Raw genomic sequence first — 24,737 nt, forward strand, 5'->3', positions numbered from 1 at the left:
CCGGTCGGTGGAAGGCACCAGGACGGCCCTGGTCACGGGGCCGCGCGCGCGTATCCTGGCCCCGGAGCACCGGCCCGCCGAGGACGCCCTCGGCCACCTGCGACCGCCGGGCCCCCACCCTGGAGGATGCCCTCGTGCCCGATGCCCGGCCCACGTTCCCCGTCGTCAGCTTCCGTGGCTACGACCGCGAGGCGGTCGACCAGGCCATCACGTCCCTCGAGCAGGCGCTCGCCGAGGCCCGGTCCCGGGTGGAGGCGCTGGACGCCCAGAAGCTGCAGGTGGCCGGCGAGCTCTCGGAGGCGCAGCGCCAGCTGCGGGAGGCGGACCGGCCCACGTACGCGGGACTGGGCTCGCGGATCGAGCAGCTGCTGCGGTCCGCGGAGGAGCAGTCGTCGGACGTCGTCTCCCAGGCCAACGCGCAGGCCGCGGACGCCCTGGCGCGGGCCAAGCTCGCCGCCGGCCAGCTGCGGGCACGCGCGGAGAGCGAGGTCGCCGAGCTGCTCGCCACGGCGCGCCGCGAGGCGGACGAGGTCCGCACGACGGCCGCCGCGGAGGCCGAGAGCTCGCTGCTCGCGGCCCAGCGCCGGGCCGAGGAGCTCGTCGGCTCGGCGGAGCGGGAGGCGGCTCGGATCCAGAGCGCCATCACGACCGAGGAGAGCGAGCGCCGCACGTCGCTCGAGCGGGAGCTCGGCACGCTGCGGGCGCGCGTCGAGAACGAGGCGACCCAGCTGCGGATCGCGACGGAGCGCACCGCCTCCGAGCTGCGCAGCCGCACCGAGGCGGAGACCACGGCGGAGCGCACGGAGGCCGAGCGCTACGCGCAGGACCTGCGCCAGGACGCCGACCGCGACACCACCGAGCTGCGCCAGCGCACCGAGGCGGAGGCCGCCCAGCTGCGCGCCGACGCCGACCGGTACGCCGCCCGCGTGCGCTCGGAGACGAACGCCGAGGTCGCCGCGTGGCGCCAGGGCGCCGCCGAGGAGACCACCGCGCTGCGCGCCGCGGCCGCCGAGTACGCCGACGCCACCCGCGGCGCCGCCGAGCGCGACGCCACGGCGCTGCAGCAGCGCGTCACGGCCGAGGTCACGGCACTGCGCACGGAGGCCGAGCAGTACGCCGCGCACGTGCGCGCCACGGCCGAGCGCGAGGCAGGCGAGCTGCGCGCGGCGACGGGTGACGAGGTCGCGCGCATGCGCGCGGAGGCCGAGGACGCCGTCGCCACGCTGCGCACGGAGTCCGAGCAGTACGCCGCACAGCTGCGCGCCCTGGCGGACCGCGAGACCGCGGAGCTGCGTGCGCGCGCGCAGCACGAGACGGCGCACCTGCGCGAGACGACGCTGCGCGAGGCGGAGGAGCTGGCCGCGACGACCGCGCGCGAGACGGGCGAGCTGCGCGGTACGGCCGAGCGCGAGGCCACGGAGCTGCGCGAGCGCACGCGGCTCGAGGTCGAGCGCCTGCAGACGGAGGCCCGGCGAGCGATCGGCGAGGCGACGTCGCACGCACGGGCGCGCGCCGACGAGCTCGTCCGCACCGCCGAGCAGCAGCTGGCGGACGCGGAGCTGGCCATCGCGTCGCAGCACGAGATCGCGGAGCAGCAGGACGCCGACCGCCACGACGCCGCACGCGCCGAGACCGAGCGGCTCGTCGCCGACGCCGAGGCGCACGCCGCGGAGGCGGAGGAGCGGGTCGCGAAGGCCCTGGCGCACGCGGAGCGCGTGCGCGTCGACGCCGAGAAGCAGGCCGCCGATCTCGTCGCGAACGCGCGCCGCAACGCCGACCGCGTCGTCGCGGAGGCGCGCGAGCACGCGGAGAAGTCGCTGTCGGACGCGCTCGGCGAGTCGGAGCGCGAGCGCACGACGGCCGCCCGGCAGGTCGAGGACCTGCACCGTCAGCGCGAGTCCATCACGTCGTACCTCGACGAGCTGCGCGACCTGCTCGGCACGAACCCCGACCGGGCGGCGATCGAGCAGGCCGGGCGGATCGAGGCGGCGTTCGCACGCGAGCAGGCGGAGCAGGCCCGGGCGCAGGAGCAGGAGGGCGCGGAGCGGCACGCCGGCGAGGCGCACGGCGACACCCCGTCGCGTACCGGCGGCCCGGCCCCGGCGACCGCGCCCTCGCGGCCGGCCCGCCCCGTGCGTGCGTCGAAGGCGCGACCGGCACCCGTGTCGGCGGCCGTCCCCATCGTCCCGTCGCCGGCCGTCGCGGGCTCGTCGCGCGTCGGGGACCGCGAGCCGGCGGAGACGACCGGCACCGACGACGCCCCGGCCGCCGGCGACGCGCCGCGCGACGCCTCGGCCGGCTCGCACTGACCCGGCGTGTCCGGCACGACGGGACCCGGGGACCACGCCGCGGACGACGCCGGCTCGGCGGCGAGCTGGCGCGACCGGCGCCGTGAGGCCGCGGCGGCGCACGCCGAGGCGCTCGCCGCGCGGCAGCGCGCGGAGGCCGCCCGCGCCCGGGCGCTGATCGAGGAGTTCCTCGACGGCGTCCGCGCCGGCGGGCCCGCGCCCGTCCCCCTGCACGTGCGCAGCTACGACGGCCGCGCGCGCTACCGCACGCCGCTGCAGGGCTGGTACCTGCGGCGGGACGAGACCGTCGGCATCGACACCGACGGCGCCTTCTACGTCCTCACGGCGCCCGGCAGCCTGGCGGCGCGCTTCCGCGGCGTGCAGCCGACGCCGCAGGACCCGCCGCTCGTGATCGGCGCCGGGGGCAAGGACGGCGAGTCCATCGACCTGGCGGACGCGCTCCGGCGCGTCCTGACGGGCGAGGTCTGACTTCTCCGACGCCCGGTCGTCCGCGCCGGTCCTGCCTCAGGCGCCCGCGTCGACCCGCTGCGCGAGCTCGGCGAGCGCCGCCGCGACGCAGGCCGGGTCCTCCACGGCGGTGAGGTGGCCGGCGCGCGGCACCACGACGAGGGGCGCACCGCCCGCGGTCTTCGCCAGGTCCTGCGCGGCGTCGACCCCGGTCACCTGGTCCTCGTCGCCGACGACCACCACGACCGGGCCCGCGAACCGGCGCAGCACCTCGGTGCGGTCGGGGCGGGCCGCCATCGCGCGCTGGCTCCACGCGACGCGCGCGGGCGGCTGCTCGTCGATCCACGCCCTCACCCGCTGCACGAGCTCGGGGTGCGCGGTGCGGGTCGTCTCCCCGAGCACCGTGTCCACCATGCCGCGCACGGCGTCGACGGAGCCGGACTCCTCGACGCGCGCCGCGACGTCGAGGCGCTTCGCCCGGGCGTCGGGCGCGTCCGCCGTGGACTTCGTGTCGACGAGGGCGAGGCCAGCGACGAGGTCGGGGTGCCGCTCGAGCAGCGCCAGGGCGACGTAGCCCCCCATCGACAGGCCCGCCACGACGGCCTGCTCGGCCCCGGCGGCGCGGACCGCGTCCGCGACGCGGTCGGCGGCCGCGTCGAGCGTCGGCTCGACGCCGTCGAGCGACTCCGCGGGCCCGGGCAGGTCGGGCGCGAGCACGGTCCGGCCGGACGACAGCTGGGCGACGACGTCGTCCCACATGCGGTGGTCGAGCGGGAAGCCGTGCAGCAGGACGATCGGGATGGTCATGGTGCTCCTCGGGTGTCGCGGGACCCGGCGCGCCGGCCCGTGCGCGGGTGCGCTGACGTGCGATGACGTCGTTCCGGCGTGCCGGTTCGACACTAGCGAGCGCGGCCCGCGGCCACCCGCCGGGCGAGCCCGGCCGCACGCTCGAGCACGTGCGCGACCCCGTCGTCCGCGTTCGACGGCACCACCTCGTCGACGACGGCCCGCACGTGCGGGTGCGCGTTGGCGACCGCGAACGACCGGCCGGCCCACGTGAGCATCGGCAGGTCGTTGGGGGCGTCGCCGACGGCCCAGACGTCGTCCGCGGGCACGTCCTGGCGGGCGGCCCACCGCGCGAGCGTCGCGGCCTTGGTGACGCCCGGCGCGGCGATCTCGCCGAGTGCCTCGGTACCCGTGCCGGACACCGAGGTGGACACGTGCGCCAGGTCGCCGACGGCCTCCTGCAGCGCCGCGACGAACCCGTCCGGGCCTGCGGCCGGGACGGCACCACGCACGCGGACGAGCAGCTTGAGGGTCGTGGGGTCCGCGACGTCCTCGATGCGTGCGGCGACCGGGCTGCCGGCCGGCCGCTCGTGCGCGGACACGAAGGCGCGCTCGGCCGCGAAGCCCCGCGCGCTCTCGGCGGCGAGGTGCACGTCGGCCCCCCACACCGCGCGCAGCCGTGCGGCGACGGCCGCCACCCGGTCGCGGTCCATGCCGTGCTGCTCGAGGACGCGTTGTGCGCCGACGTCCACGACCGAGGCGCCGTTGGCGCAGATCGCGACCCCGTGCCCGGCGACGTGCGGGGCCAGCTCGACGAGCCAGCGGTGCGGCCGTGCGGTCACGAACACCACGACGACGCCGGCGTCCGCGCAGGCCGCGAGGGCCGCGACCGTCCGCGCGGAGACCGTGCCGTCCGGTGCGAGCAGCGTCCCGTCGAGGTCGCTGGCGACGATCCGCGGTGCGGTGCGCGGCGGCGTCGTCATCGGCGCGTCGGGCCGCGCCGGCCCCGGGCCTGCCAGCACGCGGCGTGCCAGTGCCGGCGCTCCTCGACGCCGTCGCGCCAGACGTCGGTGCGCCACGCGACGACGTGCGCCGTGCCGGGCGCGACGACCTGGTCGCAGCCCGGGCAGCGGTACGCGCGGTCGGAGCCCCGGACGCTCTGCACGACCCACTCGCCGTCGGGCGCGCTCTCCGCGCGCCGCCCGCCCGTGGCGCGCTCGACGTCCAGCGGTGGCGGCTCGGTGCCGTACGGGCGGCGGAGGGAGCGGCGGCTGCGGGGCACGGACCCATCCTCCCGCGGGCGCGCCGTCCGGCGCCCCGCACGACCGCGGCCGGGCACCACGGCATTCCGCCCCGGTGCCCGGCCGCCGCGCCGGTGGGCCGCTCAGAGCGTCGCGGCGGACTCCTGCGTCGGGATGACGCGCGTACGCACGAGCTCGCGGTACCAGCGGCCCGAGTCCTTGACGGTGCGGACCTGGGTGTCGTAGTCCACGTGGACGACGCCGAAGCGGCGGTCGTAGCCGTACGCCCACTCGAAGTTGTCGAACAGCGACCAGACGAAGTAGCCGCCGACGTCGACGCCCTTGTCCATGGCCTCACCGACGGCGTCGATGTGGTCGTGCAGGTACGCGACGCGGTCGGCGTCGTGCACGCGGCCGTCCTCGGTCACCGTGTCGTAGAAGGCGGCGCCGTTCTCCGTGACCGCGAGCGGCAGGCCCGGGAACCGCTCGTGCAGCTCGAGCAGCAGGTCGACGAGCCCCTGGGGCTCGATGTTCCAGCCCATCGCGGTGTGCGGGCCCGGCTGCGGGAGCCACTCGACGCGGTCGGCCCCCACCCACGCGCTGACCTCGGACGAGCGGTGCCCGTCCGGGCCGGGCGTGCCGTCGCCCTTCGGCGGGGTCCCGCGCCGCACGCGGCCCGTCGAGTAGTAGTTGACGCCCAGCACGGTGAGGGGCTGGTGGATGATCTCGAGGTCGCCGTCCTGCACGAACGACCAGTCGCTGATCGACGCGGTGTCGGCGAAGACGCGCTCGGGGTAGGCGCCGCGGAGCATCGGGCCGACGAACACCTCGTTGGCGATCATGTCGATCTGGTCCTTGGCGTCGACGTCCTCGGGGGCGTCGGTCGCGGCGCGGGTGACGTGGAGGTTGAGCGTCACGGAGACCGGCGTCCCGGCGCCGAGCTCCTCCCGGACGGCGCGCGCGGCGAGGCCGTGCGCGAGGTTGAGGTGGTGCACGGCCGCGAGCGCGGCAGCGGCGTCCTGCACGCCGGGGGCGTGCACGCCGGACCCGTAGCCGAGGAAGGAGGAGCACCACGGCTCGTTCAGCGTGGTCCACAGGTGGACCTTGTCGCCGAGGGCCCGCGCGACGATGCGTGCGTACTCCTCGAAGTGGTATGCCGTCCGGCGGTTGGTCCAGCCGCCCGCGTCCTCCAGGGCCTGCGGGAGGTCCCAGTGGTAGAGCGTGACGACCGGCTTGATGCCGGCGGCGACGAGGCGGTCGACGAGCTCGGCGTAGAAGGCGAGGCCCTCCGCGTTCGGCTCGCCCGTGCCCGTCGGCTGGATGCGCGGCCACGCGACGGAGAAGCGGTACGCCTCGAGGCCGAGGTCGGCCATGATCGCGACGTCCTGCTCGAGCCGGTGGTAGTGGTCGACGGCGACGTCACCGGTGTCGCCGTTGAGGACCTTGCCGGGCGTGCGCGAGAACGTGTCCCAGATGGACGGGCCGCGCCCACCCTCCTGCGCCGCACCCTCGACCTGGTAGGACGCGGTGGCGGAGCCCCAGAGGAAGTCCGCGGGGAACGGGCGGCCGGACGGCCGGGTGGTGCTGATCATGACGGGCCCTTCGAGCTCGGTCCGGGGCGGGGGCCCCGGTGCGTCGCGGCCTCGGTGCCGCGCGGGTCGAATCGATACGATACACGTCGTGGGATCGCTCTCGCGCGCCCGGGCACGCCTCGTGGGCGTTTTCGGGACGAGCGTCCCACGACCGCGTGGACCTCAGGGGGTCCTCGCGGTCAGGGCCAGCACGCCGTGCGGGGCGAGGGACACCCGGCCGGCGACGTCCGTGCCGGTCAGCAGGTCGTGCCACGCGCCGTCGAGCACCACGGCACGCTCCCCGTCGGCCGCGTTCAGGCAGAACGTGACGTCGCCGCGGCGCACGAGCTCGACGTCCTTCTCACCGGCCACGCCGGCGGGCCCGGTCACGCCGGCCGCGGCGACGCACGCCGCCACGACGCCCGCCACGACGTCCGGGGGCGGGGTCGAGGCGACGTACCAGCCCTCCCCGCCGCTCGGGTGCCGCCGGCGCACCACCGCGGCGCAGCCGTCGAGGTCGCCGCCGGCGACCGTGGCGACGGCCTCCCCGTCGTCCACCCGCACGCGCTCCGCCCAGTCGCGCACGACGTGGTCGCCGAGCAGCGCCGAACGCACCGGCACGCCGGCGTCGGCCAGCGGCACGTACTCCTCGCCGGAGCCGCCGACGAGGTCGGCGAACGGCACGGGGAAGCGCCCGGTGCGCACGTGCCCGTCCCGGTCCGCGACGCCCGAGAACGGCCCGAGCAGCAGCACGCCGCCCCGCTCCACCACTGCGCGCAGCCCGGCGACGTGGGCGTCGTCGAGCAGGTACAGCTGCGGGGCGACGACCAGGTCGTAGCCGGACAGGTCCGCACCCGGGGGCACGACGTCGACCGCGACACCCGCGCGCCACAGGGGCTCGTAGTAGGCCAGGAGCTGTGGCAGCACGCGCAGCCGGTCGGACGGCTGTGCCGGCTCCTCGGCCGCCCACCAGCTGGACCAGTCGAAGACGAGCGCGGTGCGCGCGGGCACGCGGGTGCCCGCCACCGCCCGCAGCCGGCGCAGCTCGGCGCCGTGCGCGGCCACCGCCCGGTGCAGCACCGTGTCGGGCCCGGCGTGCGGCACGAGACCCGAGTGGAACCGCTCGGCGCCGAACACCGAGGCCCGCCACTGGAAGAAGCAGGAGCCGTCGGCGCCGCGCGCGACCGCGCGCAGCGAGTCGAGGCGCATCTGCGCGGCCGTCTTCGGCACGTTGTGGGCACGCCAGTTCACCGCGCCGGCGGCCTGCTCCATGACCATCCACGGGGCACCGCCGGCGAGGCCGCGCGCGAGGTCGTGCGTGAGCGCGAGCCGCACCGGCGAGGCAGGGTCGGCCGGGTCGCCGTAGACGTCGTCCGCCACGACGTCGACCTCCGGCGCCCAGCGCCAGTAGTCGGTCGGCGCGTGGAAGCCCATGAGGTTCGTCGTGACGGGCACGTCCGGCGCCGCGGCACGGAGCAGGTCCCGCTGCTCGCGGTACAGGTCGAGCAGGAGGTCCGACGCGAACCGGCGGTGGTCGAGGTTCTGGGTCGGGTTGATCAGGTACGGCGCGGCGCGCGGCGGCACCACCTGCGACCACTCGTCGTAGCGCTGGCTCCAGAACGTCGTGCCCCACGCGCGGTTCAGCTCGTCGAGGCTGCCGTACCGGGTCCGCAGCCAGGCGCGGAACGCCTGCGCGCACTGCTCGCACCAGCAGACCTGCCCGTACTCGTTGCCGACGTGCCACATGCCCACGGCCGGGTGGTCGGCGTACCGGTCCGCCAGCACCCGCGCGACCTGCAGCGCCCGCTCGCGGTACTGCGGCGACGAGGGGCAGAAGTGGTTGCGCGAGCCGTGCGACAGGCGCACGCCGTCCGCCGTCACCGGGCGCGTGCCCGGCCACAGCGCCCCGAGCCACGCGGGCGGGGACGCCGTCGGGGTCGCGAGGTCGACCAGGACGTCGTGCTCGTGGGCGAGGTCGAGCACGCGGTCGAGCCAGTCGAGGTCGTACCGGCCGGGGCGCGGCTCGAGCTGGGCCCACGAGAAGACGCCCACGGTGACCAGGTTGACCCCGGCGGCGCGCATGAGCGCGACGTCCTCGCGCCAGACGTCGGGGGGCCACTGCTCGGGGTTCCAGTCGGCGCCGTAGAGCAGGCCCGCGTGCGCCGTCAGCGCACCCAGGTCGGGGCGGGGGTTCGTGGCGGTCACGCGACGTCTCCTCGGACGCGGGCGGGCGGGGGTGCGGCGGTCGTCGAAGCGAGTCGACGCACGATCGATCACGATATCGATCCAGACGGCCCGTCAACACCCCCGCCTGCGCCGATGCCGAGACGTCAGCGGTGAAGCGCTTCGCCACCGCCGCGCCGGTGCCGGCCTGACGGGCCGGCTGACGGCCACGCGCTAGGGTGAGCGCCGTCACGAGGCGCGCGCGCGAGCCCTCGGGGCGCAGCACGTGACGAACGGAGCACCGTGGCGACGACGATCGACGACGTGGCGCGCGCGGCGGGGGTGTCCACCTCGACCGTGTCCTACGTCCTGTCCGGCAAGCGACCCATCTCGGCCCCCACGCGCCAGCGCGTCGAGCGGGCCGTGCGGGACCTCGGCTACCGCCCGCACGCCGGCGCCCGTGCCCTGGCGTCGAGCCGCACCAACGTGCTCGCGCTCATGGCTCCCCTGCGCGTCGACGTCAACGTCAACGTCATCATGCAGTTCGTCACCGGCGTGGTGACCGCCGCCCGCGCGTACGACCACGACGTCCTCCTCCTGACGGCCGACGAGGTCGCGGGCCTGGAGCGGGTGGCCTCCAGGTCCATGGTCGACGCGCTGGTCATGATGGACATCGAGGCCGACGACCCGCGCGTGCCCGTGCTCGTGGGGCTGCGCCAGCCCGCCGTGCTCATCGGCCTCCCCCGCGACCCCGCGGGCCTGTCGTGCGTCGACCTCGACTTCGAGGCCGCGGGCCGGCTGGCGGTGCGCCACCTCGCGCGCCTCGGCCACCGCCGCGTCGCGCTCCTCGGCTCGCCGCGTGCGGTGCTCGAGCGGCACACGTCGTACGCGGAGCGCATGCTGCGCGGCTTCACGCAGGAGGTGGCGGACGCCGGCCTGGAGGGCGTGTTCGAGCCCTGCGAGTCCGACATGGCGGGTGCCGTCGCGTCCGTCGACCGCGTGCTCGAGCGGCTGCCGGACGTCACGGGCCTCGTCGTGCACAACGAGGTCGCGCTCCCCTGGGTCGTCGCGACGCTGCGCGAGCGCGGCCGGCGCGTCCCGGACGACGTGTCGGTCGTGGCGGTCTGCCCGGCCGACGTCGCGACCAACCAGCCGCTCCCCCTGACCAGCGTCGACATCCCCGCGCACACCATCGGCAAGGTGGCCGTCGAGATGGCGACGGCCCGCATCGAGGCCGACCAGCCCGCGGAGACGCGGCTGCTCACCCCCGTGCTCGTCGAGCGCGCGAGCACGGCCGCCGCCCCGGGCTGACACGCCGCGGGCGATCGCCGCGGGCTGACCCGCCATGGGCTGACGCGCCGTGGGCCGACCCGCCTCAGACGCCGGCCGGGGCGCCCGCGACCCAGCGCCCGGCCCGCGCGACGGCGACCGGCCGCAGGTCGTGCGTCGCGACCACGAGGTCGGCGCGCCGGCCCGCCACCAGCGCCCCCACGTCGTCGCGGCCGAGCACGGTCGCCGGCGTCGTGGCGGCGGCACGGACGGCGTCCACGAGCGGCACGCCGGCGGCGACGACGTGCCGGACGACGTCGATCAGGTGCGCGACGCCGCCCGCGATCGCGTCCGGCGTGCCGTCGCCGTCGACCGTGCGCGCGACGCCGTCGACGACGCGCACGGCGAGCGGGCCCAGGCGGTACTCGCCGTCGGGCATGCCGGCCGCCGCCATCGCGTCGGTGACGAGCGCGACGGCGTCCGCACCGACGAGCTCGAGCACCGTGCGCACCGTCACCGGGTCGAGGTGCGTGCCGTCGGCGACCAGCTCGACGACGAGCCGTCCCCCGGCCGCCGCGGCCAGGCACGCCGCGACCGGTCCCGGGTCGCGGTGGTGCAGCGGGCGCATGCCGTTGAACAGGTGCGTCGCGGTCGGGCGCACCGAGCGCGCGCCCGGGGTCGCGGCGAGCAGGTCGAACACGCGCTCGACCGCCGACTCGGTGACCTCCGCCGACGCGTCGGTGTGCCCAACCGACGGCACCGCCCCCACGGCCACGAGCGCGGCCACGACGTCGTCCGTGCCGTCGGCGACCCCCGGCACCTCGGGCGCCACGGTCATCGTCACGAGGTGCCCGCGGGCCGCCGCGGCGATCTCCCGCACCAGGTCCGGGTCGCCCGGCAGCATGTCGGCCGGGCTCTGCGCACCGCGGCGCGCCGCCGAGAGGAACGGCCCCTCGAGGTGGATGCCGGCCAGGACCCCGGCGTCCACCGCGTCGGCGAGCAGGGCCGTGCGCGCCACCAGCACGTCGCGCGGTGCCGTGACGAGCGACGCGACGAGCGACGTGGTGCCGTGCCGCAGGTGCTCCTCGGCGGCCCGCAGGACGTCGTCGGCGTCCAGCGCGTCCGGGAACCCGGCGCCGCCGCCGCCGTGGCAGTGCAGGTCCACGAGCCCCGGCAGCAGCGTGCGCACCGGCCCGCCCGGCGGGGCGGGCGGACCGCCCGGCGTGGCGTCGGCGGGCCCGACCCAGGCGATCGTCGCGCCGTCGACGAGGACCGCGCCGTCGTCCAGCACGCCGGCCGGCGTGACGACACGGCCGCGCAGCGCCCGGGGCAGCGCCTCGGCCCGGGCCCCGGGGGACGCGGCGGCGCGGGCTCGACCGGGGCGTGCGGGTCCGCTCACGCGGGCATCGTCCCACCGGTGGCGCCCCCGGTACCGCGGCCGGCGCGCCGCCGGTGCAGGCTGCGCGCCGCACGCGCGAGGTTGCGGACGTACGCACGCTGCGCCACCCGCAGGAGCGGACCCGCGAGCCGTGCCCACACCAGCACCGGCCGGCTGTAGGCCTCCACCTCGAGCCAGACGTCGCCGGCCGCGTCGCGCGTGATGCGGAACGCCTCCTCGCCCGCCACCGGGTGGCCGGGCAGCGTGCCGTAGCCGAAGCCCTCGTCGTCCGCCCAGAGCACACGGCACGGACCGCGCATCGCGACCCGCCCGACGCCGAGGACCGAGACGACGCGCACGCCCGGTGCGGCAGGGCCGGTGGCCTCGATGCCGACCCCGGCGGTGCGGTGGACGCGCCAGGCGCGCAGGTCCGCGGCGAGCGCCGCGCGGTCGCCCTCGCTCCCGCCCCGGACGACGCGGTGGCGGACGGCGAGCACGCGGTAGGTCCCGCCCACCCCCGCGCGCCGCCACCCGTCGCCCGCACCGGCGCGCGTCCGCGTGACGCCCACCGGGGTGTACGTCAGCGTGTCGTCGTCCATGGTCCTCGCCCTCCGTCCGTCGCCACGTCGGCCGTCCCGTCCCGGTGCGACCCGCGGGTGAGGGTCCTCGCGCGGGCGGCGCGGCCCGTCAGAACAGGCGCGAGTCGACGTCGTCCACGCCGCGCATGGCGTCGTAGTCGAGCAGGAGGCAGGCGATGCCGCGGTCCTTCGCGAGCACGCGGGCCTGCGGCTTGATCTCCTGCGCGGCGAACACCCCGCGCACGGGCGTCAGCAGCGGGTCGCGGTTGAGCAGGTCGAGGTAGCGCGTGAGCTGCTCGACGCCGTCGATGTCGCCGCGCCGCTTGATCTCGACGGCCACGGTGCCGCCGTCCGGCGCCTTCGCCAGGATGTCGACCGGCCCGATGGCCGTCGGGTACTCCCGGCGGACCAGCACGTGGCCGCTGCCCAGCAGCGCGATCTGCGCGGCCAGCAGCTCCTGCAGGTGCGCCTCCACGCCGTCCTTCACGAGCCCGGGGTCGACCCCGAGCTCGTGCGTGGAGTCGTGCTGGACGCCGTACAGCTCGACCACGAGCCGGTCGTCGGACTTCGCGTGCTGCACCGTCCAGACCTGCGTCACCCCCGCGGCCGCCTGCTCCGCGTCGGGCTCGGTCACAGCCGTCGAGCAGGGCGGGCTCATCCAGTTCAGCGGCTTGTACGAGCCGCCGTCGGAGTGCAGCAGCACCGACCCGTCGGCCTTGACCACCAGCAGGCGCGTCGCGCGCGGCAGGTGGGCCGACAGTCGGCCGGTGTAGCGGGCGGCGCAGTCGGCGACGACCAGGCGCATGGTGGGCTCACTCGTCCTTCGTCGTCGGGGTCGCGTCGTCGGGTCGCGTCGTCGGGCCGCGTCGTCGGGCGGGCTGCGAGCCCGACGCCGACGGGGTCAGATGATCGTGCCGACCCGCGAGGGCGTCGCCTCGAGCCACGACGTCAAGCCGGCGTACGCCTCGGTCGACATGCGCAGGTGCACCTCGTACGGCGCGCCGTGCCGCTCGCGCGTGACCTGGCAGCGGGCGACGACCACGCCGGTCGGCGCGTCGTCGACCCTCACGATCTCCCGCTCGAGCACCACGATCCCGCCCCTGGTCCACACGCACGCGGCGCGCGGCAGCAGGGACGCCCGCCGCCACCAGTACAGGCGCGTCGCGCCGTACTGGGCGACGCCGCGGGACCAGGGGCCGTCGCGCCCCTCGGACCGCGCGCACGCGAACGACCCCACGCGCCGGCGGAGCGCCGTGGTGCGGGAGCCCCACAGCGCCGCCACGAGGACGAGCAGGAGGGCGACGCCCACGACGACGGCCCATGCCGCACCGCTCACGCCGCCCTCCTGCGTCTGTCGTGTCAGTGGGCGGTCGTCGAGCGGGACCCCTCGGTCACCGCGTCGACGACCACCGTCACCTGGTCGGAGTCGACGGACAGGAACCCGCCGTCCACGTGCCACTGCAGCGGCGCGCCGCCGTCGGCGGGCACGACGCGCACCTGACCCGCGCGCAGCACGGACAGGATCGGCGTGTGACCGGCGAGGATGCCGATATCGCCGTCGGCCGCGGGGGCCGACACCTGCCGCGCGGGGCCGGACCAGATCTTGCCGTCCGCCGCCACGAGGTCCACCTCGAGCTGTGCCACTGTGCTCCCTTCGCCGTCAGTACGTCGTCCCGCGCCCGCAGGCGTCAGACGCCGTACTCCTTCTGGATCCGGGCCCAGTTGCGCTCGAGGTCCTCGAGGCCACCGATATTGAAGAACGCCTGCTCGGAGATGTGGTCGAACTCGCCGTCGGCGATCCGCTTGAACGCCTCGACCGTCTCGGCGACGGGAACCGTCGAGCCGACGACGCCCGTGAACTTCTCGGCCATGTACGTGTTCTGCGAGAGGAACTGCTGGATGCGGCGCGCACGTGCGACGACCGTCTTGTCCTCCTCCGACAGCTCGTCCACGCCGAGGATCGCGATGATGTCCTGCAGCTCCTTGTTGCGCTGCAGGATCGACTTCACGCGCGTGGCGACGTCGTAGTGGTCCTGGCCGACGTACCGCGGGTCGAGGATGCGCGACGACGAGGCCAGCGGGTCGACGGCCGGGTACAGACCGCGCGACGCGATCTCGCGGGAGAGCTCGGTCGTCGCGTCGAGGTGCGCGAACGTCGTGGCCGGGGCCGGGTCGGTGTAGTCGTCGGCCGGCACGTAGATCGCCTGCAGCGAGGTGATCGAGTGCCCGCGCGTGGAGGTGATGCGCTCCTGGAGGAGGCCCATCTCGTCCGCGAGGTTGGGCTGGTAGCCGACCGCGGACGGCATGCGACCGAGCAGCGTCGACACCTCGGAGCCGGCCTGCGTGAACCGGAAGATGTTGTCGATGAACAGCAGCACGTCCTGCTTCTGCACGTCGCGGAAGTACTCCGCCATCGTCAGGGCGGACAGGGCCACGCGCAGTCGCGTGCCCGGCGGCTCGTCCATCTGGCCGAAGACGAGGGCCGTCTTGTCGAAGACGCCCGCCTCCTCCATCTCGACGATCAGGTCGTTGCCCTCACGCGTGCGCTCGCCGACGCCGGCGAACACCGACACGCCGCCGTGGTTCTGCGCGACGCGCTGGATCATCTCCTGGATCAGGACGGTCTTGCCGACCCCGGCGCCGCCGAACAGGCCGATCTTCCCGCCCTGGACGTACGGGGTGAGCAGGTCGATGACCTTGATGCCCGTCTCGAACATCTGCGTCTTCGACTCGAGCTGGTCGAAGGCCGGGGGCTTGCGGTGGATCGGCCAGCGCTCGGTGATCTCGAGCTTCTCGCCCTCGGCGAGGTTGAGCACCTCGCCGATCACGTTGAAGACGCGGCCCTTGGTGACGTCGCCGACGGGCACCGAGATGGGCGCGCCGGTGTCGCGCACGGCCACGCCGCGCACGAGGCCGTCGGTCGGCTTCAGGGCGATCGCACGCACGAGCGAGTCGCCCAGGTGCTGCTCGACCTCGAGCGTCATGGTGAAGGCGCCCTCGGCCTCACCCTGCGCCGAGAGGTCGATGTCGACCTCGAGCGCGTTGTAGATCTCGGGGATCTGGTCCGGCGGGAACTCGATGTCCACGACGGGCCCGATGACCCGCGCGACCCGGCCGACGCCGGGCGTGCGGGCGTTCGCGGCCGTCGCGTCGACGGTGGTGGCGGTCATGTCTGCCTCGCTTCGCTCGTCCGGGCGGGTCCGTCGCCCGGATGGAATCGGTGTGCGGTCGGGTGAGGTCGGCGTCGCTCAGGCCGACGCGAGCGCGTCGGCACCGGAGACGATCTCGCTGATCTCCTGCGTGATCTCACCCTGGCGCGCCTGGTTGGCCAGTCGCGTGTAGATGCGGATCAGGTCCTCGGCGTTCTCCGTCGCGGTGTGCATGGCTCGCTGCCGGGCGGCGAGCTCGGAGGCCGCGGCCTGCAGCAGGTTCGCGTAGATGCGGGTGCGGACGTACCGCGGCAGCAGCGCGTCCAGCACCTCCTCCGGGCTGGGCTCGAACTCGTACAGCGGGAGCGCGTCGTTCTCGCTCGGCGCCGTGACGCCCTCGACGACCTCGAGCGGCAGCATCCGCACGACGGTCGGGCGCTGCGTCACCATGTTGACGAACCGCGTGTAGACGAGGTGGACCTCGCCGACGCCGCCGTCCCCCGGCTCGCCCTGGAACGCCTCCAGCAGCGCGTCGGCGATCTCGTCGGCCACCTCGGGCGTGGGGGCGTCGGAGAACCCGGTCCACTGGCCCGCCAGCTCGCGCTGGCGGAACGTGTAGTACGCGACCGCGCGCCGGCCCGAGACGTACAGGGCGACCTGCTTGCCCTCCGACTCGAGGCGCTGCACGAGGCGCTCCGTCTCGCGGATGACGCTCGCCGAGTAGGCGCCCGCCATGCCGCGGTCCGACGCGATGAGCAGCACCGCGACCCGCTTCGTGTCCTCGCGCTGGACGAGGAACGGGTGCGACACGTCCGAGTGGGTGGCGACGGCCGACACGGCGCGCGTGATCGCGCGCGAGTACGGCGTCGCCATGCTCACCCGGTCGCGCGCCTTGCCGATGCGCGAGGCCGCGATGAGCTCCTGGGCGCGGAACATCTTCTTGAGCGACTGCGTGCTCTTGATCCGCGCCTTGTAGACCCGCTGGGTACCTGCCACGTCAGCCTCGCTTCTGGCGGACGATCTGCTCCTGCTCGACGTCCACGTCCGCGTCCTCGTCGGCCTTGCCGACGAGCGGGGAACCGTCCGCGGTGAGGAAGCTCATCCGGAAGTCGTCGATCGCGGCGCCGAGCGCCTCGACGGTCGCGTCGTCGAGCTTGCCCGTCGACCCGATGGTCGTCAGCACGTCCGTGTTGCGGCGCAGGTGCTCGAGCATCTCCGACTCGAACCGCCGCACGTCCGCCACGGGCACGTCGTCGAGCTTGCCCTTGGTGCCGGCCCAGATCGACGCCACCTGGTCCTCGACCGGGAACGGCTGGTACTGGCCCTGCTTGAGCAGCTCCATGAGGCGGGCGCCACGCGTGAGCTGGGCGCGCGAGGCCGCGTCGAGGTCGGACGCGAACATCGCGAACGCCTCGAGGGAGCGGTACTGCGCGAGGTCCAGCTTCAGCGTGCCGGAGACCGACTTCATCGCCTTGACCTGCGCGGCGCCGCCGACGCGGGAGACGGAGATGCCGACGTCGACCGCGGGACGCTGGTCGGCGTTGAACAGGTCCGACTGGAGGAAGATCTGCCCGTCGGTGATGGAGATGACGTTCGTCGGGATGTACGCCGAGACGTCGTTCGCCTTCGTCTCGATGAACGGCAGGCCGGTCATCGAGCCGCCGCCCAGCGCGTCGGAGAGCTTCGCACAGCGCTCGAGCAGGCGGGAGTGCAGGTAGAACACGTCGCCGGGGTAGGCCTCGCGGCCCGGCGGGCGGCGCAGCAGCAGCGACACGGCACGGTAGGCCTCGGCCTGCTTGGACAGGTCGTCGAAGACGATGAGGACGTGCTTGCCGCCGTACATCCAGTGCTGGCCGATGGCCGAGCCGGTGTACGGGGCGAGGTACTTGAAGCCGGCCGGGTCGGACGCGGGAGCCGCGACGATGGTCGTGTACTCGAGCGCGCCGGCCTCCTCGAGGGCGCTGCGCACCGAGGCGATCGTCGAGCCCTTCTGGCCGATCGCGACGTAGATGCAGCGCACCTGCTTCGTCGGGTCGCCGGACTCCCAGTTCGCCTTCTGGTTGATGATCGTGTCGATCGCGATCGCCGTCTTGCCGGTCTGGCGGTCGCCGATGACGAGCTGACGCTGACCGCGCCCGATCGGGATCATCGAGTCGATGGCCTTGATGCCGGTCTGCAGCGGCTCGTGCACCGACTTGCGGGCCATGACGCCGGGAGCCTGCAGCTCGAGGGCACGCCGGGCCTCGGTCTCGATGGCACCGAGGCCGTCGATCGGCTCGCCCAGCGGGTCGACGACGCGGCCGAGGTAGCCGTCACCGACGGCGACCGACAGCACCTCGCCGGTGCGGCGGACCTCCTGGCCCTCCTCGATGCCCGTGAACTCACCGAGCACGACGACGCCGATCTCGCGCACGTCGAGGTTGAGCGCCAGGCCGAGCGTGCCGTCCTCGAACTTCAGCAGCTCGTTGGCCATCGCACCGGGCAGGCCCTCGACGCGGGCGATGCCGTCGGCGGCGAACGACACGCGCCCGACCTCCTCGGCCGCGGCCCCCGTCGGCTCGTACGACTTCACGAAGCTGTCCAGCGCGGCGCGGATGTCCTCCGGCCGGATCGTCAGCTCTGCCATGACGTTCTCCTCAATCTGACGCACGCGGCGGGCGTGCGGTGTGTCGTGGGCCGGTGCTCCGGCGTGGATGTCAGCCGGCCAGCTGCCGGCGGGCGTCGGCGAGTCGGGCGAGGACGGTCGCGTCGATGACGTCGGCCCCGGCCTGCACGCGCAGGCCCCCGACGACGTGCGGGTCGACCACGACGTTGAGCTGGACCGCACGGCCCAGGGCGCGTCCCACGAGGTCGGTCAGGCGCTCGCGCTGACCGGCGGACAGCGGCGCTGCGGTGAGCACCGTCGCGACCTGCCGGTTGCGCATCTCGGCGAGCAGGTCGCCGACGTGCTGCAGCGTGGTCACGAACTGCCGGCCGCGGGGCGCCACCGCCGCGCGGCGCACGATCGCGTGCGTCACGGCGGTGCCGGCGCCGCCGAGCAGGCCCTCGGCCAGCGTGCCGCGCGCCTGCGCGGGGTAGGCCGGGTCGAGCAGGCTGCGGCGCACCTCGCGCTGACCCGCGAGGGCCCGCACGACGATGAACAGCTCCTCCTCGACCGTCCCGAGCAGGCCCTCCGCCTCGGCGGAGTGCAGCACCGCGCGGAACGCCAGGCGCTCGGCGGCGTCCGCCAGGTCGGCGTCGGCCGACCAGCGGGACCGGACGAGCGCCTGCACGACCTCGACCGTCCGGGCGTCGGCGCGGGCCAGCAGCCGGGCCGCGAGATCCGCCTTGGCATCCGGGGCGAGCGACGGGTCGGCCAGCGTGCGGCGCAGCGACCCCGACGCGTCCAGCGCGTCGACGAGCTGGAAGAGCTCGTCGCCGAGGGTGCGGGCCTGCGTGCCGGCGGCCCGCAGGACCGGCTCGAACCGGTCCTCGACCGCCTGCAGCGAGGCGCTGCTCGTCCCGCGCATCAGCTCCCCTTGCCTGCGCTCGTCGCCGTGCTCGACTCGAGGTCGTCGAGGAACCGGTCCACGACGCGCGAGCGACGTGCCTCGTCCTCGAGCGACTCGCCGACGATCTTCGACGCGAGCTGCGTCGCCAGGGCGCCGACGTCGGCGCGCAGCGAGACGGACGCCTGCTGACGCTCTGCCTCGATCTGGCGCTGCGCGTTCTCGACGACGCGGGCGGCCTCCGCCTGCGCCTGCGCGCGGGCCTCGGCCTTGATCTGCCCGCCCTCGGCACGCGCCTCCTCGCGGATGCGTGCGGCCTCGGCGCGGGCGTCGGCCAGCAGCTGCTGGTTCTCCGCCAGCGCGGCGGCCGCCTCGGCCTGCGCGGTCTCGGCCAGGGCGATACCGCCCTCGATGCGACGGGTGCGCTCGTCCAGGACGGCCTGGAACTTCGGCAGCACGTACCGGTAGAACGGCACGGCGATGCCGACGAGGACGACGATCGACCAGAAGATGTCGTACCCGGCGGGCAGCAGCAGCTGGATCCCCGCGGGCGCCTCTCCCTCGGCGGCCGTCACGACGGCCGCGAACGCGGCCGTGCTCACTGGAAGAGGAAGCCGGTGATGAGGCCGAGGAGGCCGAGGACCTCGACGAAGCCGATGCCGATGAACATGGTGGTGCGCAGCTGGCCGGCGACCTCGGGCTGGCGCGCCATGCCCTCGACGGTCTTGCCGATGAGGATGCCCAGGCCGATGCCCGGGCCGAGCACCGCGAGGCCGTAGCCGACGGTCGCGATGTTGCCGGAGACGGCGTCGGCGGCGGCGAGGATCATGCTGGTGTCTGCCACGGTGGCTCGTTCCTTCCGTTGGGTCCCCGGCCGGTCGGCCGGGGGCTCGTAGGACCGCCCGGCGCGAGCCCGGCGGTGGTCGGTGGGGTCAGTGCTCGTCCGCGATGGACAGGCTGATGTAGACGGCGGTGAGGACCACGAAGATGTACGCCTGGAGGGCGGCGACGAAGACCTCGAACAGCGTGATGGCGAACCCGCCGAGCAGGCTGGGGACCGCGAAGACGGTCATGCCCGACATCGAGCGGACGAAGAAGTCCGTGGCGGAGAAGCAGAGCACCAGCATCAGGTGCCCCGCGACCATGTTCGCCATGAGCCGGATGGCCAGCGTGGCCGGCCGGAGGATGAAGACGGTGAGGAACTCCACCGGCGTCAGCAGGACGTAGAGGAACGGCGGGACGCCCGGGGGGAACAGGCTGGTCTTCAGGTACCCGCCGAGCCCGTGGTGCCGGATGCCGGCGCCGATGTACATGACGTACACCCACAGGGCCAGCATGATCGGCAGGCCGATCAGCGCGGAGCCCGCGATGTTCAGGCCCGGGACGATGCCGGTGATGTTGAACGCGAGGATCGCGAAGAAGATCGTCGTCAGGAGGGCGACGTACTTGTGGCCCTTGTCCTTGCCGATGATGTCCTCGGCCACGTTGACCCGGACGAAGTCCAGGAGGAGCTCGGCGACGTTCTGGCCGCGGCTCGGCACCAGCTTCGCGCGGCGCGCGGCGACGACCATGACCACCACGAGCACGAGCGCCGCGAGGACACGGACGAGCTGCATGCGGTTGAACTCGGCGAAGGTGCCCTCGAAGAGGATCGGCGCCGGGAAGAAGTCCGCGATGGTGGGGGCGTGGAACCCGCCCTCTTCCGCGGCGAGCGGCACGGTCGTCGCGATGCTGAACAGGGCGGTCTCCTGTGGTCGTGATGCGCGGTGCCGCCTCGTCGCGGGCACACCGGTAGCACCTGGCCGTCGTGGATGGGGTGAAGCCTAACTCATCGCCCGCGCGCTTCAGGACGCCCCGTCGTGCCTGCGCGGGTGACGCGTCAGCGCGTCGTCGCGCCCGGTTCGACGTACGGGACGCGGCCGCCGTTGACCGCCCGGAAGTCGAGCACCGCGGACCCGATGACACCGAGCGCCAGCACGCCGGCGAGCACGCCGCGCGAGTAGAAGTCCATGTCGCGCACGAGTGCCAGCACCACGATCACGACGAGCACCTTCGCGAGCCACGTGCCCATCACCACGGCCGCCATGGTGTTCGGCGACGCGTCGAGCGTGCGCAGCATCGCGACCACGGTGGTGCCCGAGAAGACGAGCGCGAGGCCCACCGCGATCAGCGCCCCCCACACGCCTGGCATGCCCGCGACCAGCGCCCCGACGCCGACGCCGAGGACGGCGAGCACGGCGAGGAGGACGAGGGTGTCGCGCAGCGCGCGGCGGAACACGGCGCGCGTGGCGTCCTGCGGCCGCGCGGGGGCGGCGGGTCGGTCGGCCGGCTCGACGGGTCCGGTCGGGTCGGTCGTCACGGTGAAGCCTCCACGGGGGTCGGGGTGCGCCCGCGCAGCGGGCCGAGGGTGAGCAGGGCGGCGACGACGACGCCGACGCCGGTCACGACGACGACCGTCGCCGTGGACCAGACCGCGAGCGCCGCGACGCCGAACGCGAGGACGCCGGTCCACACGTACATGATCGCGACCGCGCGGCGGTGGCTGTGCCCGAGGGCGAGCAGCCGGTGGTGCAGGTGCAGGCGGTCGGGGTGGAACGGGCTCTTGCCCTGGACGACCCGGCGCAGGATGGCGAGCGACATGTCGAGCAGCGGCAGCACGAGCACGGCCAGCGGGAGCACGATCGGGACGAACGCGGGGAACGAGACGCGGTCGGAGACGGCGAGGGGGTCGATCTGGCCCGTCACGACGATGGCGGCGGCCGCCATGACGAACCCGAGGAGCATCGAGCCGGAGTCGCCCATGAAGATGCGCGCGGGGTACGCGTTGTGCGGCAGGAAGCCCACGCAGATGCCGACCAGCACGGCGAGCACCAGCGTCGCGAGGCTCGCGTAGTCGCCCTGGCTCGTCCCGCGCGTCAGCAGGTACGCGTAGAGGAAGAACGCCGCTCCCCCGATGGCCAGCACGCCCGCGGCCAGCCCGTCGAGCCCGTCGACGAAGTTCACGGCGTTCATGGCGACGACCACCGACACGACGGTGATGAACACCCACGTGCGCGGGGAGCCGACGAGGACCCCCGCGATGGGCAGCTGGTAGAGCAGCACGCCCTGCCACGCCAGGAAGCCCGCGGCCAGCACCTGCCCCATCAGCTTGGTCAGCCAGTCGAGGTCCCAGATGTCGTCCGCGACCCCGAGCGCGCAGACCAGCGCGGCGCCACCGACGATGCCGAGGATCGGGCGGGGGTTGTCGAACAGCCCGGAGAGGAACGGCAGCCGGCTCGCCATGAGGAACGCGACCAGCAGCCCGCCGAACATCGCCATGCCGCCGAGTCGCGGCGTCGGGATCGCGTGCACGTCCCGGTCGCGCACCGCGGTGATCGCGCCCCAGCGCAGGGCGCACCACCGCGCGAGCGGCGTCAGCAGGTAGGTGACGACCGCCGCGATCAGCAGGACCAGCAGGTACACCCTCACCGGGCCGGGGCCTCCGGGGTGTCGGCGGCGGCTCCGTCGGCGGGCGGCGCGGGCGCCTGGTCGGCCGGGGCGGGCGCGTGATCAGACGGGGCGGGCGCCGTGCCGGTCGGGGCGGCCGGTGGCGGGGGCGCCATGACGGGCGCCACCGCGGCGAGCGCGGCGAGGTCGATCGCGCCGAGGCGCACGACGCGCAGCACGTCGCCCGTGGCGTCGACGATGGTCGAGGCGACGCCGCCCGGGGCCTCGCCGCCGTCGAGCACGACCGGCACGTGCGCGCCCAGCTGCCGGTACGCCTCCTGCGCCGTCGTCGCCGCCGGGCGGCCCGTCCGGTTGGCGCTCGAGACCGCGAGCGGACCCGTGCGGCGCAGCAGGGCGAGCGCGACCCGGTGGTCCGGTACCCGCAGTGCGACGGTGCCGTGCGTCTCGCCCAGGTCCCACGCCAGCGACGGCTGCGCGCGCAGGATGATCGTCAAGCCACCCGGCCAGAACGCGTCGGCGAGGGCGCGCACGCCGTCGGGCACCTCCGTGGCGAGGCCGTCGAGCGTGCGCACGTCCGGGATGAGCACGGGCGGGGGCATCTGCCGGCCGCGGCCCTTCGCGTCGAGCAGGGCCTGCACGGCGCGGGGGTCGAACGCGTCGGCCGCGATGCCGTAGACCGTGTCCGTCGGCAGGACGACGAGCTGGCCGCGGCCGATCACGTTGACGGCCTCGTCGAGCGCGGGCCCCCAGGTGCCCGGGTCGGTCGCGTCCTTGATCCGGATGAGGCTCACGCGGGCGAGTCTCCCACGCCCCCGCGGGCGACTCGCCGGGCGACGAGCGTGCGCGGCCGGCCCGTCAGGTCCGGTGCGGTGGCGACCTGCGTGAACACGCCCGTGGCGAGCGCGACCTCCCGCGCCGGGGCGTCCTGCACCTCGGCGTGCTCCATGACGAGCAGGCCGCCCGCGGCCAGCAGCCGGCCGGCCGCGGCCACCACGGCGCGCGGCACGTCGAGGCCGTCGGCACCGCCGCCGTACAGCGCGAGGTCGGGGTCGTGGTCGCGCACCTCGGGGTCGGTCGGCACGGCGTCGGGCGGGATGTACGGCGGGTTGGACACGACGACGTCGACCATGCCGGCGAGGTCGGCGAGCAGGTCCGGGTCGCGCACGTCGCCCTGCACGACCCGCACGCCGTCGGCGCCGACGGCTCGCGCGTTGTGCCGGGTCAGCCCCACGGCCTCGGGCGAGAGGTCGACCGCGACGACGCGTGCGCCCGGCACCTCCGTGGCGACGGACAGCGCGATGGCCCCGGTGCCGGTGCACAGGTCCACGACGACGGGTGCGCCGCCGGCCGCCAGCAGGCGCCGGGCCTCGTCGATCGCGAGCTGCGCGACCGTCTCGGTCTCCGGCCGCGGCACGAACACGCCGGGCTCGACCCGCAGCGTGAGGTGCCGGAACGCCGTGTGCCCGGTGATGTGCTGCAGCGGCTCGCGCGAGCGGCGCCGCTCGACGAGGGCCGCGTACCGGGCGGCGAAGCCCTCGGGGAGCGGCGGCGGGAGCACGAGCTCCACGCGCGGGAGCCCGAGGGCGTACGCGGCCAGGGCGGTCGCGTCGTGCCGCGGGGATCCGACGCCCGCCTCGGCGAGCACGCGCGTGGCCCCGTCGACGTAGGCCCGCAGCGTCACGGCGGCCGCAGCACCGGCGCTCATGCGCCCGCCGCCGCCAGCCGGGCCGCCTCGTCCGCCGCCACGGCCGACGCCACGACGGGACCGAGGTCGCCGTCGAGCACCTGGTCGAGGTTGTACGCCTTGTAGCCCGTGCGGTGGTCGGCGATCCGGTTCTCGGGGTAGTTGTACGTCCGGATGCGCTCCGAGCGGTCCACCGTGCGCACCTGCGAGCGGCGCGCCTCGCTGGCCGCGGCCGCCGCCTCCTCCTGACGCGCCGCCAGCAGCCGCGCCCGCAGCACGCGCATCGCCTGCTCGCGGTTCTGCAGCTGCGACTTCTCGTTCTGCATCGAGACCACGATGCCGGTCGGCAGGTGCGTGATCCGCACCGCCGAGTCGGTCGTGTTGACCGACTGCCCCCCGGGGCCCGACGACCGGTAGACGTCGATCCGCAGGTCGTTCGCGTCGATCGCGACGTCACCCTCGTCGTCGGCCTCGGGGAAGACCATGACGCCCGCCGCCGACGTGTGGATCCGGCCCTGCGACTCCGTCACCGGGACGCGCTGCACCCGGTGCACACCGCCCTCGTACTTCAGGTGCGCCCACACGCCGTCCTCCGGGGCGCCCGCCGACCGTGCCTTCACCGCGACCTGCACGTCCTTGTAGCCGCCGAGGTCGGACTCGGTCGCCTCGAGGACCTGCACGGCCCAGCCCTGCCGCTCGGCGTAGCGCGTGTACATGCGCAGCAGGTCGCCCGCGAACAGCGCGGACTCCTCGCCGCCCTCCCCCGCCTTGATCTCGAGGATGACGTCCCGCCCGTCGTCGGGGTCGCGTGGGACGAGCACGCGTCGCAGCCGGTCGGTCGCCGCGTCCGCGGCGGCACGCAGGGCCGGGAGCTCGGCGGCGAAGGCCGCGTCGTCGACGGCCAGCTCGGCGGCGGCGCCTGCGTCGTCGGTGGCCGCGCGCCACTCCCGGTACGCCTGCACCACGGGTCCCAGCTCCGCGTACCGGCGGCCGAGCCGGCGGGCGCGGCCGGCGTCGGTGTGCACCGACGGGTCGGCGAGCTGCGCCTCGATGTCGGCGTGCTCCGCCAGGAGCGGGACGAGGGCCGGCGGGGTGCCGTCGTGGGTCACGGGTGGCGGGTCTCCTGCTGAGGGGTCGGACGCGACGTGTGCCGTCACGGACGGGGTCGTCCCCGGTACGCCGGCGGGCGCCCGGAACGACGCAGCGCCGGTGCACGGGCGGCGGACA

Annotated in this window: 25 protein-coding genes; 3 read left to right on the plus strand and 22 right to left on the minus strand. The window is 75.2% G+C overall.

The window, feature by feature from the left end; translation table 11 throughout:
* Nucleotides 1-134 precede the first annotated feature (134 nt).
* Both E5225_RS12590 and E5225_RS12595 read left to right on the plus strand, forming a co-directional pair.
* On the plus strand, nucleotides 135-2,309 hold the full coding sequence (locus E5225_RS12590) for a hypothetical protein (protein WP_243738424.1): 2,175 nt from the start codon (nucleotides 135-137) through the stop codon (nucleotides 2,307-2,309).
* Nucleotides 2,310-2,315: 6 nt separating this feature from the next.
* Entirely contained in the window at nucleotides 2,316-2,777 is a 462-nt protein-coding gene (locus tag E5225_RS12595) for a hypothetical protein (RefSeq protein ID WP_136225448.1), read from the plus strand.
* A gap of 36 nt (nucleotides 2,778-2,813) precedes the next feature.
* On the opposite strand, the gene E5225_RS12600 is transcribed toward E5225_RS12595, so the two are convergent.
* The 5 genes from E5225_RS12600 to E5225_RS12620 all read right to left on the minus strand — a co-directional run bounded on the left by E5225_RS12600 (nucleotide 2,814) and on the right by E5225_RS12620 (nucleotide 8,559).
* A complete protein-coding gene (locus E5225_RS12600; RefSeq protein WP_135974180.1) occupies nucleotides 2,814-3,563 on the minus strand; it encodes an alpha/beta hydrolase in 750 nt (249 codons plus the stop codon).
* Nucleotides 3,564-3,655: 92 nt separating this feature from the next.
* Nucleotides 3,656-4,525, minus strand: a complete 870-nt coding sequence (locus tag E5225_RS12605; RefSeq protein ID WP_135974181.1) for an HAD family hydrolase — start codon at nucleotides 4,523-4,525, stop codon at nucleotides 3,656-3,658.
* Nucleotides 4,522-4,824 carry a hypothetical protein gene (locus E5225_RS12610; RefSeq protein WP_135974182.1) on the minus strand — a complete coding sequence of 101 codons (303 nt, stop codon included), beginning with the start codon at nucleotides 4,822-4,824 and terminating at the stop codon, nucleotides 4,522-4,524. The genes E5225_RS12605 and E5225_RS12610 overlap by 4 nt, the downstream gene beginning before the upstream one ends.
* Nucleotides 4,825-4,926: 102 nt before the next feature.
* Complete coding sequence (locus tag E5225_RS12615; protein ID WP_135974183.1) at nucleotides 4,927-6,375, minus strand: GH1 family beta-glucosidase; 1,449 nt, start codon at nucleotides 6,373-6,375, stop codon at nucleotides 4,927-4,929.
* Between the two features lie 162 nt (nucleotides 6,376-6,537).
* Nucleotides 6,538-8,559 carry a beta-galactosidase gene (locus E5225_RS12620; protein ID WP_135974184.1) on the minus strand — a complete coding sequence of 674 codons (2,022 nt, stop codon included), beginning with the start codon at nucleotides 8,557-8,559 and terminating at the stop codon, nucleotides 6,538-6,540.
* Nucleotides 8,560-8,820: 261 nt separating this feature from the next.
* Between E5225_RS12620 and E5225_RS12625 the strand changes: the two genes are divergently transcribed.
* Nucleotides 8,821-9,828, plus strand: coding sequence for a LacI family DNA-binding transcriptional regulator (locus tag E5225_RS12625; RefSeq protein ID WP_135974185.1), 1,008 nt, complete (start codon nucleotides 8,821-8,823; stop codon nucleotides 9,826-9,828).
* A 64-nt stretch (nucleotides 9,829-9,892) separates the two neighbouring features.
* Here the strand turns inward: E5225_RS12625 and E5225_RS12630 are convergent, their stop codons facing one another.
* The 17 genes from E5225_RS12630 to prfA all read right to left on the minus strand — a co-directional run bounded on the left by E5225_RS12630 (nucleotide 9,893) and on the right by prfA (nucleotide 24,619).
* Nucleotides 9,893-11,119: an N-acetylglucosamine-6-phosphate deacetylase gene (locus E5225_RS12630; protein ID WP_135974201.1), complete on the minus strand. Its 1,227-nt coding sequence runs from the start codon at nucleotides 11,117-11,119 to the stop codon at nucleotides 9,893-9,895.
* Between the two features lie 62 nt (nucleotides 11,120-11,181).
* Nucleotides 11,182-11,763 (minus strand): DUF1990 family protein, encoded by a 582-nt coding sequence (locus tag E5225_RS12635; RefSeq protein WP_135974186.1) that lies wholly within the window; start codon nucleotides 11,761-11,763, stop codon nucleotides 11,182-11,184.
* A gap of 88 nt (nucleotides 11,764-11,851) precedes the next feature.
* Complete coding sequence (gene nucS / locus E5225_RS12640; protein ID WP_135974187.1) at nucleotides 11,852-12,547, minus strand: endonuclease NucS; 696 nt, start codon at nucleotides 12,545-12,547, stop codon at nucleotides 11,852-11,854.
* A 96-nt stretch (nucleotides 12,548-12,643) separates the two neighbouring features.
* Complete coding sequence (locus E5225_RS12645; protein ID WP_166435994.1) at nucleotides 12,644-13,078, minus strand: DUF2550 family protein; 435 nt, start codon at nucleotides 13,076-13,078, stop codon at nucleotides 12,644-12,646.
* 23 nt (nucleotides 13,079-13,101) lie between these two features.
* Complete coding sequence (locus E5225_RS12650; RefSeq protein ID WP_135974189.1) at nucleotides 13,102-13,386, minus strand: F0F1 ATP synthase subunit epsilon; 285 nt, start codon at nucleotides 13,384-13,386, stop codon at nucleotides 13,102-13,104.
* A gap of 44 nt (nucleotides 13,387-13,430) precedes the next feature.
* Nucleotides 13,431-14,912: a F0F1 ATP synthase subunit beta gene (gene atpD, locus E5225_RS12655; protein WP_135974190.1), complete on the minus strand. Its 1,482-nt coding sequence runs from the start codon at nucleotides 14,910-14,912 to the stop codon at nucleotides 13,431-13,433.
* 78 nt (nucleotides 14,913-14,990) lie between these two features.
* On the minus strand, nucleotides 14,991-15,887 hold the full coding sequence (locus E5225_RS12660; protein ID WP_135974191.1) for a F0F1 ATP synthase subunit gamma: 897 nt from the start codon (nucleotides 15,885-15,887) through the stop codon (nucleotides 14,991-14,993).
* Between the two features lies 1 nt (nucleotide 15,888).
* Nucleotides 15,889-17,517 carry a F0F1 ATP synthase subunit alpha gene (gene atpA, locus E5225_RS12665; RefSeq protein WP_135974192.1) on the minus strand — a complete coding sequence of 543 codons (1,629 nt, stop codon included), beginning with the start codon at nucleotides 17,515-17,517 and terminating at the stop codon, nucleotides 15,889-15,891.
* A 70-nt stretch (nucleotides 17,518-17,587) separates the two neighbouring features.
* Entirely contained in the window at nucleotides 17,588-18,400 is an 813-nt protein-coding gene (locus tag E5225_RS12670; protein ID WP_135974193.1) for a F0F1 ATP synthase subunit delta, read from the minus strand.
* Entirely contained in the window at nucleotides 18,400-18,981 is a 582-nt protein-coding gene (locus E5225_RS12675) for a F0F1 ATP synthase subunit B (RefSeq protein WP_135974194.1), read from the minus strand. Before E5225_RS12675 ends, E5225_RS12670 begins: the two co-directional genes overlap by 1 nt.
* Nucleotides 18,978-19,208 carry an ATP synthase F0 subunit C gene (gene atpE / locus E5225_RS12680; RefSeq protein ID WP_135974202.1) on the minus strand — a complete coding sequence of 77 codons (231 nt, stop codon included), beginning with the start codon at nucleotides 19,206-19,208 and terminating at the stop codon, nucleotides 18,978-18,980. The genes E5225_RS12675 and atpE overlap by 4 nt, the downstream gene beginning before the upstream one ends.
* A gap of 103 nt (nucleotides 19,209-19,311) precedes the next feature.
* Nucleotides 19,312-20,097: a F0F1 ATP synthase subunit A gene (atpB, locus tag E5225_RS12685; RefSeq protein ID WP_135974203.1), complete on the minus strand. Its 786-nt coding sequence runs from the start codon at nucleotides 20,095-20,097 to the stop codon at nucleotides 19,312-19,314.
* A gap of 161 nt (nucleotides 20,098-20,258) precedes the next feature.
* Complete coding sequence (locus E5225_RS12690; protein WP_243738320.1) at nucleotides 20,259-20,738, minus strand: Cg1360 family ATP-synthase-associated protein; 480 nt, start codon at nucleotides 20,736-20,738, stop codon at nucleotides 20,259-20,261.
* Nucleotides 20,735-21,847 (minus strand): glycosyltransferase family 4 protein, encoded by a 1,113-nt coding sequence (locus E5225_RS12695; RefSeq protein ID WP_135974195.1) that lies wholly within the window; start codon nucleotides 21,845-21,847, stop codon nucleotides 20,735-20,737. Before E5225_RS12695 ends, E5225_RS12690 begins: the two co-directional genes overlap by 4 nt.
* Nucleotides 21,844-22,617, minus strand: coding sequence for an L-threonylcarbamoyladenylate synthase (locus tag E5225_RS12700; protein ID WP_135974196.1), 774 nt, complete (start codon nucleotides 22,615-22,617; stop codon nucleotides 21,844-21,846). The genes E5225_RS12695 and E5225_RS12700 overlap by 4 nt, the downstream gene beginning before the upstream one ends.
* The gene (gene prmC / locus E5225_RS12705; protein ID WP_135974197.1) at nucleotides 22,614-23,531 is read right to left on the minus strand and encodes a peptide chain release factor N(5)-glutamine methyltransferase; all 918 of its coding nucleotides are present in this window, start codon (nucleotides 23,529-23,531) and stop codon (nucleotides 22,614-22,616) included. Before prmC ends, E5225_RS12700 begins: the two co-directional genes overlap by 4 nt.
* On the minus strand, nucleotides 23,528-24,619 hold the full coding sequence (gene prfA, locus E5225_RS12710; RefSeq protein WP_135974198.1) for a peptide chain release factor 1: 1,092 nt from the start codon (nucleotides 24,617-24,619) through the stop codon (nucleotides 23,528-23,530). The genes prmC and prfA overlap by 4 nt, the downstream gene beginning before the upstream one ends.
* Between the last annotated feature and the right edge of the window lie 118 nt (nucleotides 24,620-24,737).

Origin of the sequence: Cellulomonas shaoxiangyii, assembly GCF_004798685.1 — a bacterium.
Classification (GTDB): domain Bacteria; phylum Actinomycetota; class Actinomycetes; order Actinomycetales; family Cellulomonadaceae; genus Cellulomonas; species Cellulomonas shaoxiangyii.